Annotated in this window: 9 protein-coding genes and 2 pseudogenes; 4 read left to right on the plus strand and 7 right to left on the minus strand. The window is 63.6% G+C overall.

The annotated features are described in order from the left end of the window. Nucleotides 1–50 precede the first annotated feature (50 nt). The 3 genes and pseudogenes from OMK73_RS26605 to OMK73_RS26615 form a co-directional block, all read right to left on the minus strand. Nucleotides 51–1403: a DUF3999 domain-containing protein gene (locus OMK73_RS26605; protein ID WP_267606520.1), complete on the minus strand. Its 1353-nt coding sequence runs from the start codon at nt 1401–1403 to the stop codon at nt 51–53. Beyond that, a pseudogene (locus tag OMK73_RS26610) lies at nt 1403–4219 on the minus strand (DUF2339 domain-containing protein). The gene OMK73_RS26605 and the pseudogene OMK73_RS26610 overlap by 1 nt, the downstream one beginning before the upstream one ends. Before the next feature lie 159 nt (nt 4220–4378). Beyond that, complete coding sequence (locus tag OMK73_RS26615) at nt 4379–4732, minus strand: DUF2314 domain-containing protein (RefSeq protein ID WP_267604627.1); 354 nt, start codon at nt 4730–4732, stop codon at nt 4379–4381. Between the two features lie 122 nt (nt 4733–4854). Here OMK73_RS26615 and OMK73_RS26620 point away from each other — a divergent pair, with 122 nt between their 5' ends. From OMK73_RS26620 to OMK73_RS26630, 3 genes are all read left to right on the plus strand, one after another. Then, on the plus strand, nt 4855–5568 hold the full coding sequence (locus OMK73_RS26620; protein ID WP_267604629.1) for a DNA-3-methyladenine glycosylase I: 714 nt from the start codon (nt 4855–4857) through the stop codon (nt 5566–5568). Between the two features lie 564 nt (nt 5569–6132). Further along, nucleotides 6133–7827, plus strand: a complete 1695-nt coding sequence (locus OMK73_RS26625; protein ID WP_267603879.1) for an IS1634 family transposase — start codon at nt 6133–6135, stop codon at nt 7825–7827. A 297-nt stretch (nt 7828–8124) separates the two neighbouring features. Further along, nucleotides 8125–8511 carry a hypothetical protein gene (locus OMK73_RS26630; protein ID WP_324291768.1) on the plus strand — a complete coding sequence of 129 codons (387 nt, stop codon included), beginning with the start codon at nt 8125–8127 and terminating at the stop codon, nt 8509–8511. A 198-nt stretch (nt 8512–8709) separates the two neighbouring features. Here the strand turns inward: OMK73_RS26630 and OMK73_RS26635 are convergent, their stop codons facing one another. The 4 genes and pseudogenes from OMK73_RS26635 to OMK73_RS26650 form a co-directional block, all read right to left on the minus strand. Then, nucleotides 8710–10023 carry a serine hydrolase domain-containing protein gene (locus tag OMK73_RS26635; protein ID WP_420715577.1) on the minus strand — a complete coding sequence of 438 codons (1314 nt, stop codon included), beginning with the start codon at nt 10021–10023 and terminating at the stop codon, nt 8710–8712. 46 nt (nt 10024–10069) lie between these two features. Next, nucleotides 10070–11547, minus strand: a pseudogene (locus tag OMK73_RS26640) (M81 family metallopeptidase). 170 nt (nt 11548–11717) lie between these two features. Next, nucleotides 11718–12200, minus strand: coding sequence for a MarR family winged helix-turn-helix transcriptional regulator (locus OMK73_RS26645; RefSeq protein ID WP_267604631.1), 483 nt, complete (start codon nt 12198–12200; stop codon nt 11718–11720). A gap of 894 nt (nt 12201–13094) precedes the next feature. Continuing rightward, nucleotides 13095–13490, minus strand: coding sequence for a very short patch repair endonuclease (locus OMK73_RS26650; RefSeq protein ID WP_267604633.1), 396 nt, complete (start codon nt 13488–13490; stop codon nt 13095–13097). Nucleotides 13491–13621: 131 nt separating this feature from the next. Here OMK73_RS26650 and OMK73_RS26655 point away from each other — a divergent pair, with 131 nt between their 5' ends. After that, nucleotides 13622–14800 (plus strand): DNA cytosine methyltransferase, encoded by a 1179-nt coding sequence (locus OMK73_RS26655; RefSeq protein WP_267604634.1) that lies wholly within the window; start codon nt 13622–13624, stop codon nt 14798–14800. Nucleotides 14801–14954: the final 154 nt, after the last annotated feature.

Genomic DNA, 14954 nt, shown 5'->3' on the forward strand with positions numbered 1-14954 from the left:
ACGCTTTGGAATGGACAAGGCCAACCGGGAGGTTGGCCTTTGTCTTTACGTCAGTCCGGCGGCGGGGACGGCGCGCCCAGCACCCGCAGCAGCCGCCGGGCCATCAGGCCCAGCACGCCCACCGCCAGCAGCAGCGCGCCCCACAAAATGAAGCGCCGGTTGCGCTGGGCGTCTGAAGGCACGGCGGCCTGCGGCGAGGCCGTCATGCCGGCAATCCGCGCGTCGGCGATCACCGGTGCGGGCCCGGCCAGCAACTCAGCCCGCGCGACCGCCCCGGGCTCCTGCGCCGCACCCGACGGCTCGCCTACCGCCAGCGAGAACGGCGGCGCCCCGCGCGCGATAAAGGTCACCACGGCGGGGCGCCAGCCGAGCGCCAGCACCGGCATGCCAGCGCCAAGCCCGCCGGCGCGGGCATCCACGCTCAGGCGCCACAGGCGATCCGTGTTGCGCCCGATCGCCATCTGCGCGCTTTCCTGCTCGGTGCCTGCCGCGCCGGAAAGACGGTAGAGCTGTCCGCTGCTGACAATGCGCCAGGACGCTTGCGCATCGGGCCGGGACCACAGCGTGGCCTGCACCACCGTGTTGGCCTGCGGCAGGCGAATGCGCACGCGCTCGGCCGGAAAGCGGCCGCCGCTGTCGAACAGGTAATCGCCACCGGGCTGCGCCTGCGTGGCGACGATCCCGTCGTGCCATTGCAGCACCAGCGGCGAAGGCGTGCTGGCCGCCACCGTCTCCACCTGCACGCGCGCCGGCGCGGGCGGCGCGCCCTGCCACTGCAGCCGCAGGTAACGCGCCCGCAAGCGCCCCAGCGCAATGCGGTCCTGGCTCAGCGTGCTGCCCTCGCGGCTCAGCCGCAACAGCTGCGCGCCGCCCGCGGCCTGCCAGTGCTGCAGGTCGTCGCTGCTGGCAACGTCCACCCTGCCCTGGTAATCGCCATCCGGCAGGCCGATCACCACCGCGCTGGCGTCGGCTCGCAACTGGCTCAGGTCGAGCAGCCATGCCCCGGCGGTGCCGGCCGCGGGCGGGGTGCTGGCGGCGCGCAGCGCGCCGTCGGTGCCGATCACCACGCCCATGGGCGCGGCCTGGCGCGACTGCGCGGCCGGCAGCGCGAACCACGGCACATCGCGCAACGAGCGCACCTCGGCCGCCGGCTCGGGCGGCAGGTCCAGCGCGTACGGCAGCAATTCGCCTGTTGCGTTGCGCACGCGCAGATCGCCCAGCCCGGGGCGCGTGCTACGGGTGTAGACATCGGCGTCCAGGGTCACGGTGTAGTACGCCGCGTCGCGTTCGGTGACCAGCGCGAGCCGCTCAGCCCGCGCGGGCAGCGGCAGCAACAGCGATGGCAACAGCGCGGCCACCAGCATCGGGAGCGCCCGCCCGCCCGCGGTTCGGAAAACCGGCATCACGTCGCCTCCTCTTCCTTCGGCGGCAGGGGCGAGAAGTAGCCGATCAAGAGCAGCAGCACGCCCACGCCGATAAACGAGATGATCCGCTCGATGCCCTTGACGAAGGACAGGTCGAACAAGAACAGCTTGACCACCGTCACCCCCAGCAGCGCGCCACCGGCAAACCACAGCGCGCGCGCGCCGCGACGGGTGGCTGCCATCATGGTGATCAGCGCCAGCACGGTCCAGAATACCGACAGCGACGCTTGTACCAGCGTGGAGCCGCCCATGGCCTGCAGCGTGTAGGGCACGCCGGTCCAGTGGTGCAGCGTGCGCAGCAGCACGGCGTTGAACCACAGCAACACCGTGCCCATCGCGGCATACTCGAGCGCGCGCGGGCGCGTGGCCAGGCCCTCGGCGGCAAGCCGGTGCTGCCACAGCGCCACCGCCAGCATGGCAAGCAGCTGGGCGACATCGAGCGGGTTGAGCAGCGGCAGGTAGAAAAGCGGCGCGGCGTCGCCGTCGCTGGCCACGCTGGCAATGCTCCACAGCCACAGCAACGCCACCAGCGGCAGCGCACCCCATAGCAGGTAGGCCTTCGAGAAGCGCGCCACCGGCCAGCGCAGGCGCCAGCCCCAGGCCGAGAGCAGCGCCAGCAGCCCGCCATAGCCATAGGCCCAGGCGCTCCAGCTCCAGGCGCCCTCCGGCACATAGGCGCGCAGGCGCCAGTAAGCCTCGGTGGAGAGCAGTACGCACACGGTCCAGAACAACAGGGCGTGCATGGGCGCCAGCAAGGCATCGCGTTCATCGTCCTGCTGCCGCCACAGCAGCAGGTAGGCCGCGCCAAACACGGCCAGCCAGGCGAGCGCGCCGAAGCCCACCAATGGCGACGCCGACTGCACGATGCTGCTGAGCACGGCCAGGACCGCCAGCAGCGGCGCCATGGCCTGCGCCGGCACGCTGGCCAGCGGCCACGCCAGGACGCGCCGCGCCAGGTGGGCCAGCCATGCGCTCAGCACCACGAACAACGCTAGCATTTCGAGCAGCGCGCGCACCTGCCAGCCCCGCACGCCGTACCAGTGCTGGATCTCGACCACGCCGCCGCCCAGCCACCACAGCAGCCCCCACAACGCCGCGCCCAGGCCGAGCGGCGCGCATGGCGCGGACCAGGCGCGCGCCTCGGGCCGCCCGTGCAGGCGCCAGCCGCTGAAGATGCCGGCCACCGCCAGCAGCAACGTGCCCACGTAGCGGCTGTTCAGCACCGGCCACGCCAGCTGCGTGCCCTCGAACAGGCTGCCAGCGGCAAACGCCACGCCGGCCGCCAGCTGCAGCAGCAGCCCGGTGGCCAGCGCAAGGCGCCGCTGCTGCCGCACCCCCACCCACACCACGGCGGCGCCTTCCACGGCCCATACAGCGCTTGTGGTACGCCCGTCGAACGCCAGCGGCACCGCCAGCGATGCAAAGATGACGCCCAGCGCCAGCACGGCTTCAAACAGCAGCCCCAAGCGATCGCGGCGCGCCGCCAGCCACGCCGCAAGGCCGAGATAGAACGCCGCGAGCGCCACCGCGCTCCATGCCATGGCAATTGGAATATCGCGCACCAGTGCGGCCTGCAGCCCCATGGCCAGCAGCGGCGTGCCGAACACCAGAGTGCCGTCCACGTAGTCCTTCAGGCTGACCTGCCGGCGCAGCGCATAGCGCAGCGCAATGCCCGTACTACATCAAGAAGAACAGGATCAGGAACGGCTCCGTGGTGGCGAGCAGCTCGGGCCGGTAGTTCAGCGCGCCCCAGGCCGTGCCGATGCCGAAGGTAAACGCAAAGCCGAGCAGGTTGAGCTGGCGCCAGGCCCGGAACCAGGCAATGGCAAAGATGCCAGCATTGAGCAGCGCGTAGTAGCTGAACAGCATCACATGGCTGCCGCCGCCTGTTGCGATCAGCACCGGGGCGAGGAAACCGCCGGCGCTGCCGGTAAATGCCAGCACGGGCGCGTTCTGCAGCACCGCGAGGCCGCCGGCGAGCGCGCAGATGGCCACCATCAGCGGGAACGCGGCCGCGGCCGGCAGCAGCCCATAGAGCTTGGTGGCAGCGAAGACGGTGAGATACAGCACGCCCACGCCACCGCCCTGCAGCACCAGCGCATAAGCCGCGCGCCGCTCGCGCAGGCGCCAGCCCGCCAGCAGCAGCAGCACCGCGCTGGCCGCCACGCCCGCCAGCCGGAACTCGACTGGCAGCATGGCATTGTCGGAGGCGTACTTGAGCAGGAACGCCACGCCGAAGAACAGGATCAGGATGCCGACCCGCACCACGCTGTTGCCGCCAAGCAGCCAGCCGCGCGCGGCGGATATCGCGCGCTCGACGAAATCGGGCTCGCGTGGCCCGAGCGCGGACGAAAGCGGGGTTCCACGTAGCGCGCTGGGGCAGGCGCTAGTGCGGGAGCAGGCGTGGAGATGGAGGCTGGCGGCGCCTCGACCGGGATTGGCATCGGGATCGCCGGGGTTGGTTCGGGGACGCTGGCAGCCGGAGCAGATGACGGAAATTCGCCTGCTGCAGCCGTACCCGGCGCTGCGGGGGCCGATGGGATCGCCACGGTCTCGCCGCGCAGACTCGCCATCTCGCGCTTCAGCGTGGACAGCTCCTGCTCGAGCCGCAGCACGCGGGCTTCGAGCGGATCCACCGGGGCGCCCTGCGCCTCGCCGTCGCCGGGAGGCCGGGTGGGCCGGTCGCTGACCATCCAGCCAAAACCGAAACCCAGGACCGCGCCCGTCAGCGCACCGCCAAACCCGGCCACCACCATGCCGAGCACCAAGCCAATCACCCCGAATATCCAGCGCATCAGATGAGGTTTCGCCTAAGAAGGTTGGGGAAGGCGGCGGCCGCTGGCGCGGATACTGCGTTCGCCGGCACCGGTGGCCGCCTGCATCATGCGCGCCCAGTGTAACGCCAGGCCGACATTTTCAGGCGATACGCGCCGATCAGGCGCTCAACCGGGTGGTTATTCTTCGTCGCCCTCTTTATGGATATTGATCACATGCCGCGCTTCGAACCAGAGCGGCATGCCGGGCGCCATTTCCTCCGTGCAATAGGGCTGGTTGTCGAGCTCGCCGCTGTAGAGATCGCCCTCGCGTCCGGTCACGATCACCCACATGCGTTCCACGTGCTGCTCCTCGCGATCCTGCTCGTCGGCGGTGACGATGCGAAAGATCAGCTTCACCAGCTGGCCGGCCTGCAGCGCCTGCCGCTGCGCCAGCGCCGGCACCCAGAACGTCTCGGGGTGCGCCTCGCCGATGACCTCGCCGTCGTCGAGCTGCCAGCCGTCTTCTTCGATGGTCGCCAGTCGTTTGTCCATGTCAGTCCTCTTGGAAATTCGTCCTTCACGGGCGGCATCGTAGCAAATGCGTCATGAGGCCGCGCGGGCGGGACATGCCGCGCGAGTCGCTTTAAGATGGCAGATCGAAGGAGAACACACCCATGGCAGCAGACAGCAAAGCCGCGAAAGAGGCCGCAAACGAAACCGCGAAGAAGGTAGCGAAAAAGGTCTCGCCCAAAGCGGCACAGCCCGTGGCGAACACGGTGGCAGACACGGAACGCGAGCGCTGCAGCTGGTGCGGCACGCTGGAAGACTACTGCCACTACCACGACAACGAATGGGGCTTTCCCGTCGGCGACGACCGGCGCCTGTTCGAAAAGCTATGCCTGGAGGGATTCCAGGCCGGCTTGAGCTGGCTCACCATCCTGCGCAAGCGCGAGGCGTTTCGCCGCGCCTTTGCCAACTTCGAGATTGAAAAGGTGGCCCGCTTTGGCGAGCGCGATATCCAGCGGCTGCTGGGCGACGCCGGCATCGTGCGGCACCGCGGCAAGATCGAGGCGGCCATCAACAATGCGCAGCGCGCCCGCGAACTGCTGGAGACGGAGCCATCGCTGGCCGCGTACTTTTGGCGCTTCGAGCCCGATCCGGCCAGCCGGCCCACGCTGCTGACGCCGGAAGCGCTGCGCACCATGGCCATCTCGCCGGAATCCATCGCGCTGTCCAAGGACCTGAAGAAGCGCGGCTGGCGCTTTGTCGGCCCCACCACGATGTACGCGCTGATGCAGGCGATGGGCCTGGTCAACGATCACCGGGAGGGCTGCGCGACGCGCGAGGAGGCCTTGCTGGCAAGGAAAGCATTCAAGGTGCCGCGCTGAGGTGAGTAAACGTCGGGCGAGCGGTATACGCGGCGGCCGGGACGCCAGCGCAGGATTGCGTGCGAAGCGCTGCGCCAAATGCAGGCAACGCGTATACGTCTGCCGCAATGGTGGCCTTATGTCTTTCTTTATTGTTTACGTATACCAATATAGTAGTAGTAGGTAAACGCCCCTTTTCCCGTGGATAAGCCGGTTTTTCCCTTTCGGCTCAACGACTTGCGAACAAGATAAGTCCCAGGGAATATCCTGGTCCCGCGGGATATCTGGTGGACGTATACGTGGCGCGCGAAAACCGCCCCGAAGTTGTTCGTATACGCCCCACAACCCACCCCCAGCCGGGACACAGCTTTCCTGCCTGCTTATCCCCAGGGTTTTGCCAAGTTATCCACAGCACGGCCGGGGCACCCGAGTTCGACAGTTTGAGCCCGATTTTCGCCATTTCTGACCGTCGCCCCTAGCACTGGCGCGGCTTCCCGGGTCGTGAGCGTCAAACTCTTGTAGTGGCACGTTTGTAACGACGAAGCCTATATTTGACAAGGCATTCAATGCCTGTACAGTAACGGCATGTTCGTCAAAGTCACCTCCTCTGGTTCTCGCCGCTACGTGCAGTTGGTCGAGTCCTATCGCGATGACAACGGTCAGCCTAAGCAGCGCACCGTTGCCACCTTGGGCCGTCTTGATCAACTTGGCGACAGCATGGAAGGCGTGATCAATGGGCTGTTGCGAGTCACCGGCCGCCCCACACTTGAGGCAGCCGCCGAGCCCGCGGTGACGTTCGAATCGGCCCGTGCGCTCGGCGACGTGTGGGCGCTCTCCGAACTGTGGCACGAGCTCGGCTTCGACGGCTTGCGCCGCGTGTTCCGACGCACCCGCCATGCCATCGATGTCGAAGCGCTCGTGCGCATCATGGTCTTCAATCGCCTGTGTGACCCGGAATCTAAACTGGGCGTGCTGCGCTGGCTGGAAACGGTTGGCCTGCCAGGGTTATCTATCGAAGCCGTCGACCACCAACATCTGCTGCGTGCAATGGACGCGCTGGTCACGCATCAGGCAGAAGTAGACGCCGTGTTGGCGGGGCTGTTGCGTCCGCTGGTCGATCAAACCTTATCGGTGGTGTTCTACGACATGACGACCATTCGTGCCGAGGGTCTGTCGCAGCAAGAAGATGATGTGCGCCAGTACGGCATGGCCAAGGAAGGCGTCATTGCCCGGCAGTTCATGTTGGGGGTCGTGCAGACGGCAGAAGGATTGCCGCTCTATCACGAGGTGTTTGACGGCAATACCGCGGAAGTCACGACGTTGAAGCCAACCCTCGAGAAGGTGCTGAGCCGGTTCCCCGTCAAGCGCGTCATCGTCGTCGCCGATCGGGGACTGCTCTCGATCGACAACCTGGCAGAGCTGCAGACGATGACCTTGCCAGACGGTGCGCCGCTGGAATTTATCCTGGCGGTGCCGGGCCGTCGCTACAACGATGTGGTCGATTCATTGGAAGGCCTCCACGCACAGCAATGCCTGCCGGCCCGTGAAGAAGTCCTGGGCGAAGTGCCATGGAACGGCTTACGCCTGATCGTGGCGCACGATCCCGTGGTTGCGCAGGAGAAAGGCGCGCAACGCGATGCACAGATTGCGCACCTGGAGCAGCTTGCCGCGCAGTGGGTGGGCAAGCTTGATGCGCAAGACACCGGTCATCGCAGTCGTGGCAAAAAGCTCTCCGATGGCGGTGCCCGTGCACGGTTCTACCATGCGGTTTGCGAGGCCCATCTGGCTCGTATCATCCAAGTCGATCTGAAGAGCGAGCGCTTCTGCTACGCCGTCGATGAGCGAGCCTTGCATCATGCCCGCATGATGGATGGCAAGCTGCTGCTGGTCACCAATGCCGCGGATCTCTCACCACGTGAAGTCGTCGACCGCTACAAGTCATTGGCGGATATCGAACGCGGGTTTCGTGTGCTCAAGTCCGAGATCGAGATTGGTCCGGTCTATCACCGCTTGCCAGACCGTATCCGCGCCCATGCGGCGATCTGCTTCATGGCACTGATTCTGTATCGGGTGATGCGGATGCGCTTGCAGGCCGCCAACAGCGAGTTGTCGCCCGCGCGAGCCCTTACCATGCTCAATCGCATTCAGCACCACCGCATCGTCTTCGACCAAACCAAGTCCGTGGCAGGGCTCTCGACCATCAGTCAGGAGCAGGCCCGGGTTTTCTCCGCATTGAAGGTTCGCAAACCAGTCAAAACGAGCCAACTGACTCTCTTGTAGTGGAGCGTTTTGCAGTCGGCTCCAATCAAATCAAAGACTTACGCTTCTAACTGTCGAACTCGGGGGGCAGTCGCCCCTCGCCTCCATCGATCGCATGTTGCGTGCCGCCCAACCGCGGCCAGCATGCGTGTCTGCAGTTCTCCAACAGGTTTTACCCGGAAAAGTGGCGGCGCATCCGCTATTGGCGGCCCCATGCGGATGGCATGGTCCATGCGATTAAGGGTTCAGAGCCCGGCGCCGATGCTCGTTTTCTTCCCACCTCCCCACCCGGAGCCATCGCTCCATTGGAGAACCGTCATGAAGATCAACCGTTATGAACCACGAGAGAGTCGGCCCCGTTCGCGTTTGCAGGAAGCGATACGCATGCTGCAGCGAGGTGTCCTGTTGATGCGCGTGCTCGCGATGTGCGCGAACAGCATCGCCTATGCCCAACCCGTCGCGCCGGCCCAGTCATTGGTCGCGCCCGAGCAGACGTTCGCGCCGGGCTACCTGGAGGCCGTCTCCACCGGTTATGACAACGGCCAGGCGCTGCAAGGATCAGAGGGCATGGCGCCGGTGCGCTTGCCGCATTCACCCGCCACGCAGATCCGTCCGTCCCCCGCGCCGTCCACACCGGCCCCGGCTGCTGCAAATCCGGCGGTGGTTCCGGTTTCGCAAAAGTCGCGCCGCGAGCAGCCGCAGTGAGCTGTGATCAACGACGAGCGCCCTGCGCGGGCGCACCACGTAGCGTCGGCATGCGCTACAGGCAATGCCGCACCCCCATGGCCGAGCGGTCAATCGTGCCTGCCGAACTGCAGCCAGCCTTGGGCCCTGAGACATGCGGGAAGCCGCCTGCCGTTCCGGCGCAGCGCGGCCTCGTCATCATCACGCTCGGTGGCGTTGCTATCGATTGGCTGCGAGGTGGTCGGCCAATGCCTGGAAGGCTGGATAGCTGGTCGTATTGGACTGCTCGTTTCCGGCCACCGGATGGGAGGCGAACCGAGCGATCACCATCTCGGCTCTGGGGTCGATGTAGATCGCCTGGCCATGAACGCCGCGCGCCGAGAAGGCGCCATCGGCGTTATGGCTGACCCACCACATGTCGCGATAGCTCCCGCCGGGCATTGTCGCATTGCCGGCTTTGGCGAACTTGGCCTTGTCGCCGCCGTTTTGGATGTCGTCGACCACGGACTTGGGCACGATCTGCTGACCATTGAACCGCCCACCCAGGCGCATCATTTCGCCAAAGCGGGCCATGTCGCGCAGGGTCGGGTTGAAGCCGCCCCCGGCGAACTCCGTTCCAACGCTGTCGACCAGCATGTAGGCGTCTTGCTCCACCCCCAGTTTTTGCCAGATGCGCTCGGACAGCACCTCGCCCACTGACTTGCCGCTGACGCGCCGGATCAGCCAGCCTATCACGTCTGTATTCACGGTCTTGTAGGCAAAGGCATCACCATGCTCGCCCTCCTTCTTCAGGGTTTCCAGGAAACCGTAGAACGAGGTTGGGCCGTTGTAGCCAGGCGGGCGTGGGAACACGCCTCCGGCCCGCACGTGTTGCCAGATTTCGGCATTCGGATCTGCGTAGTTCTCCGAATACTTGACGCCGACCGTCATGTCCAGCACCTGGCGGACCGTCGCGTCGCCGTAGGCCGTGTCCTTGAGCTCGGGGATGTATTTGGAGACCAGCGCGTTCTCGTCGAGCTTGCCTTCGGCCACCAGCATCGCCCCCAGCGTGCCGAAGAACGATTTGGTTACCGACATGGCCGTGTGTGGCTGGCGCGAGTTCATGACACCAAAGTAGCGCTCATAGACGATCTGGCCCTTGTGCAGCACGACGATCGCATCGGTGTAGTTGGCCTCGAGCGACTGCGCCCAGGTCATCGTGTCCGTGCGCCCCAGCGGCGTGAACGTGATGCCGTCGATGTCGGTGCGCTCGGCGCGCGGCAATGCCGACGGTGTGCCGTCACCGCGCCTGACGTTGGTGTTGGGCACGAGTTGGCGGAAATTGGCGAACGACCAGCGCGTCTGCGGGAACGCGTAGAGCGTCATGTCCGCTTGCCGGATCAGCTTGTCCGCCGGCGGCGGCGAACCGGTCATCCAGCCCATCTTTACAGGGTCCGAATCCACGGCGCTGAGCGGCGGACGAGCGATTTGCGCCTGCGCGATACTCGTGCTGCACGCAGCAGACAAGACAGCGAGGATGGATTTGAGCTTCATGCTTTGTCTCCTGTTGTGCCTGCATGCCAACCGCGAGCGCGGCGGCCTAGATGTCGTCGAGCGGATAGATCGGCCGCCGTACGTGCTCGAAGGTCAGCTTGCCGAAGTCGGAAGTCGTCACGCCGATGCTGTCGCACTCGAAGACATGCGCCGCCAGGTCGCCAAAGCCAGCGCGCCAGTGAACGCGGCTCTTCATTACCAGGAATTTCTTCCGCGCGGGATCGATGCCAAGGGCATGGAAGCAACTGAGGTCGAAGGGCTCCATATGCGAGGAGACCACGATGACCTGGACGGTATCGGCATCCAGCACCACCGTCTTGCCGGTGCTCACTTCCACGCCCGCGCTCATGGGACCGCTCAGACGGAAGCGCCCATCGCTGATCAGCCGCACGCGTGCGCTCAGCCGCAGGGGTTCATTGCGATCTCCCGTTGCCGGCAAGGCGCAGCGCCCCCCAAGCGCGAGGGAGACCTCATTGCCGATGCCGGCCAGAATGGCTTCTTCGACGGCAATGGGATCGTGGATCGCATAAAAGACGGCGTCCTTGAGTTCCTGCCGCAGAACCTCCCGGAGCACCGCGGTGGTGTCCATGGTGCCGCCCGATGCAACATTGTCGCAGTGGTCCAGTAACACGACCGGACGGCCGTCGGCTGCCTTGGCGCGGGCAACGGTTTCGGCCAGCGGTGCGCCGTGATAGAGAAATTCGGCGCGCTGGTCCCATGCCTGGTCCAGCAGCGCCTGGCAGGCCTCGCGGGCGCCGTCGGCGTCGCCATCGGCGCAGATGACTACGGACAGACCGGCATTGCGGACATCGGCATGCGGAAAAGCAGTGAACAGCGAGGCGGCGAGGATGCTGTCCCCGGCCTGCTCGAGCGCGATGCACGATGCCTGCAAAGACCGGTTGGGCTCGCCATGGGTGCCCTGGCGCATCACATGCGGCAGCATGGGCCGGTTGTCCCATGCCAGCACCGGACGGACTTTCCCTGGATGGCACGGCACAGCAGTTCCGCGGCACGCTTGCCGGCGGCCGCCATGTCGACGTGCGGGTAGGTGTGGTATCCGGTCAGCACGTTGGCGCGGGCGACCATCTCCGGATAGAGGTTGGCATGCATGTCGAGCGCGACGCCGATCAGCGTGTCCGGCTGCACCTCCCGCAGGCGCCGCAGCAGTTCGCCCTCGCCGTCCTCGAAATCGGGCGTCACCATGGCACCGTGCAGATCCAGCAGGATGCCGTCGAACGCCTGGCTGGCCGCCGCCTCCACGATCATCCCGCAGATGCGCTCGTAGGCCTGCGGATCCACCGGCCCGCTTGGCGACGCCTCTGCCACCACCGGCACCACCATCTGGGCGCCATGGCGTTGCGCCACTTCGATGAATCCGCCGAGCGCGGTGCCTGTGCCGCGCCGCGCGGCGATCGCCTCGGCGCCGCTGAGGATCGCGCCTTCGCGGAAAAAGCGCTGGAACGGCGTGGGAACCGGTGAAAAGGTATTGGTCTCGTGTTTGAACGAGGCAAGCAGCAGCCGCATCGTTTCTCCTTCTGTTGAGATGGTTTCAGCGTCAGGCGACGCGCTCAGGCTGGCGCCTGCGGCGGTTGCGGCCAGGATCGTTGTGCTGGACCAGGGCATCCGGCACCAGTGGGAATGGCTGGCGGAACGATGGATGGAACATGGATACCCCCGGCTGGGAATTGACGAATCTATGCGGCCCGCTTCGGCTTGGCGCTGCCGGTGTTCTTTGCGTGGTGTTCGAGCGTGTCCGTCAGCTTGTCGATGCAGCGGTTAAAGGTCTTGAGCTCCGACTCGGTCAGGGTGCCAAGCAAAGCCTCTTCGAGCGTGTTGCCGCGCGCATACGTCCGCTTCACCATGCTTTTTCCCTCGGCGCTCAGGAACAGATTGATCTGCCGGGCATCGAGTTCTCCGATCTCGCGGTACAGGAGCCCTTTCTTGACAAGAGCGCTGACGATCTTTGACACCATCGTCTTTTCGAGCAAGGACAGCTCGATAAGCCGGCTCAGTGTCAGCCCGGGTTCCAAGGCAACCAGCCGCAGCACGCGCAAATCCCGCACCGTGACGCCGAACTCTTCTTCGTAGTACTTCGTTCCCGCCGCTTTGCTCAACTCGCTCAACCGGTCCAACCGGAACGACAGGTACTCGAGGATGGGATGGTCAGAAGACGACATGGAGGAATAAAGGAGTCAGTGGATATCGACAATAGATTCTCCATGCATTAGTTGCTCGGTGCAACTAAGGACAAACACTTAGCGGTGGGGACAGCCTGGCACTTCATTTTTTTCTTGATCGATCTGCATTCTCATTCAAAAACAGCCATACCGATATCATCGGTGTCATCGATTATTGTTGAAATAAATCCCTGATTCCTGGACTCTCTTTTTCTCTCACGCAGTCGATACCGAACTTGGTGAGTCCCTGGGCCCTTGAAATGGGATAGTGCCAGTGCCAGGGAAATAGGTCGAATTCTCCGAACGCGGGCCTCTTGACCCCCTGTATGGCCGCTTGGGCCAGAAGGCGTGTGGCATGTAGTCCACCTCCGGATTCAGTTTTTAGCTGCCTTTGCGCTGTAAAAATGAAAAAGCCGACTCAAGGTCGGCTTTTTCATCAGGCAAGCATATCCTTGCACCCGGCGCAAAAATATCGTGCCGGTCTCAAGTGCGTTGTTGTACAGCGAAACTGGTGGACCGAAGGACTACCAAACAAGTGCCGTAAACCCGCATAAACAGGGCATTTATAATTTCCAGGTTCCGTAGATGCCCCCAAAGTTGCCCCCGAAACTTCTCGCGGTGGTATTGGCCCAAGAAACCTAAGCATTCCGGGAAGCAGCAGCAATAGGCATCCCACCCAGGGCCTGACGGTGACCGAGCACGAGCGGACGGGCCCGTCCGCGGGCACAAATGCGCTTAGTGGTGGCTTGGCAGCTAGCAGGGTTTTCCTAAGGCTACATCGCGCCGGCATTGGGGTGCCGTACAATACACTTAGCGGAGCCCCATCCTGACCACGGGGCCGGCTTTCATTTGCGACGTGCTCGATCCCAAGCAGAGTGGGCACTGAGCCCAATCCTATTCAGAGGCCTCTAGAAAGCTGCGTAGGCGGCGCTCAAGTTTGTCTCGGTCTTTGAGTTCGCATTCCCACACGATATGAATTTGCCAGCCGATTGCAGTCAAGCGTTCGATGGCGGCCGCATCCCTTTCACGATTGCGAGCGATCTTGGCAAGCCAGTAGGTCGAGTTTGTTTTAGGCACACGTGCTCCTCGAGGGCAATCGTGCCCATGCCAAAAGCAACCATGGACAAATATCGCTTTGCGGCGCCCGATGAACGCGAGGTCGGGCGAACCGGGCAAATCTTGACGGTGCAACCGAAAACGGAAACCGAGTGAATGCACGATTCGCCGCACGATAAGTTCGGGGCCCGTGTTCTTTGACTTGACTGCTCGCATGATCGTCGCGCGATCCACACGTCAACCTCCTACTAAGCGGTTACATACAAAAGAAGAGACTGAAGCAATCCTTTGGCTTAGAATATGTTACAAAAAGTTGGCGAAGTGATTAGCGTGGCACATGGCAGGGGTCGAACATATGGCGAAAAATGAAACATAAATTCAGTTTTTACGAGTTTTTCGCTGGTGGAGGTATGGCCCGCGCAGGTCTGGGCAATGCCTGGGAGTGCCTCTTCGCTAACGACTTGGATCCTGTCAAAGCCTCAGCCTACGCCGAAAACTGGGGGAAGGACCACTTCGATGGCCGAGACATCAGCAAAGTGGCCGTGTCAGATCTCGGCGGTGAAGTTGATTTGGCTTGGGCATCGTTTCCCTGCCAAGATCTTTCTGTCGCTGGGAATGGCCTAGGAATTGGCAACGCGGATGCCAGAGCATCAACTCGATCGGGCGCGCTTTGGCCATGCCTAGAGCTTATTGAGAAACTACGGCAGCAAGGGCGCCAGCCGCCCTTGGTTGTGCTGGAGAATGTCGCGGGGCTCCTAACTTTGGATGGCGGGCGCGATTTTGCCGCGATCTGTACTAGGCTAGGCAAGCTCGGTTACCGTTACGGTGCAATCATCGTAGACGCCAAGCATTTTGTGCCACAGTCTCGGCCACGGGTATTCATAGTGGCTGTGCGCCGCGACATGCATGTACCGCGCCACCTCGACAATGGAATGGCTACGGCGAATTGGCACACTCCGCCTCTGCTTAGAGCATTTGCGAGCCTTGGCGCGAAGGCTCATAAGGACTGGATCTGGTGGGATCTAGGAATCGCTCCCAAGCTGCCGAAGAACGCCTTGATAAAGTCGATTGATAGGCGGCGCGCAGCATGGAATACGCCCGAGGAGACTGAACGACTCATTGGCATGATGGCGCCGAACCATCTCGCTCGGCTCGAGCAGGCTAAACACGCGGGATCTGCTCAGATTGGCAGTCTCTATCTCCGCATGCGTCGTGAAGGTGAGGTGAACAAGCAACGCGTAGAAATCGCGTTCGACCCAACTTTGGGATGCCTAAGGACCCCACGTGGCGGCGCTTCGCGCCCACGAATTATCCTGGTTGATGGCAATCATGTCAGAACGCGACTCCTATCGATTGAGGAAGCGGCGAGGCTGATGGGATTGGATGCAGACTATGCCTTACCTGATGTTTATCATCACGCCTTCAAAATCATCGGAGATGGGGTAGTTGTGCCGGTAGTTCGATTCCTTGCGGAGCGCCTGCTGGAGCCGCTGGCACTAACGGCGCGCCGAGAAGCGCTGCAGGATAAGATCTGTGTGGCGTGATCGCGAATAGACAAATCGAATCGCAATGACTTGGAGGCCACCGTCCACTCTTGCCGCTTGGGAACCACTATTGGTTAGGCATTTTTTAGCAATAGGTTCAGACGGTGACGCGAGCGATATTCGGTCATTCGAAGTGACGGCGAGCACGCTATCA

This window comes from Cupriavidus sp. D39, assembly GCF_026627925.1.
In the GTDB taxonomy this organism is placed as follows: Bacteria; Pseudomonadota; Gammaproteobacteria; order Burkholderiales; family Burkholderiaceae; genus Cupriavidus; species Cupriavidus ulmosensis.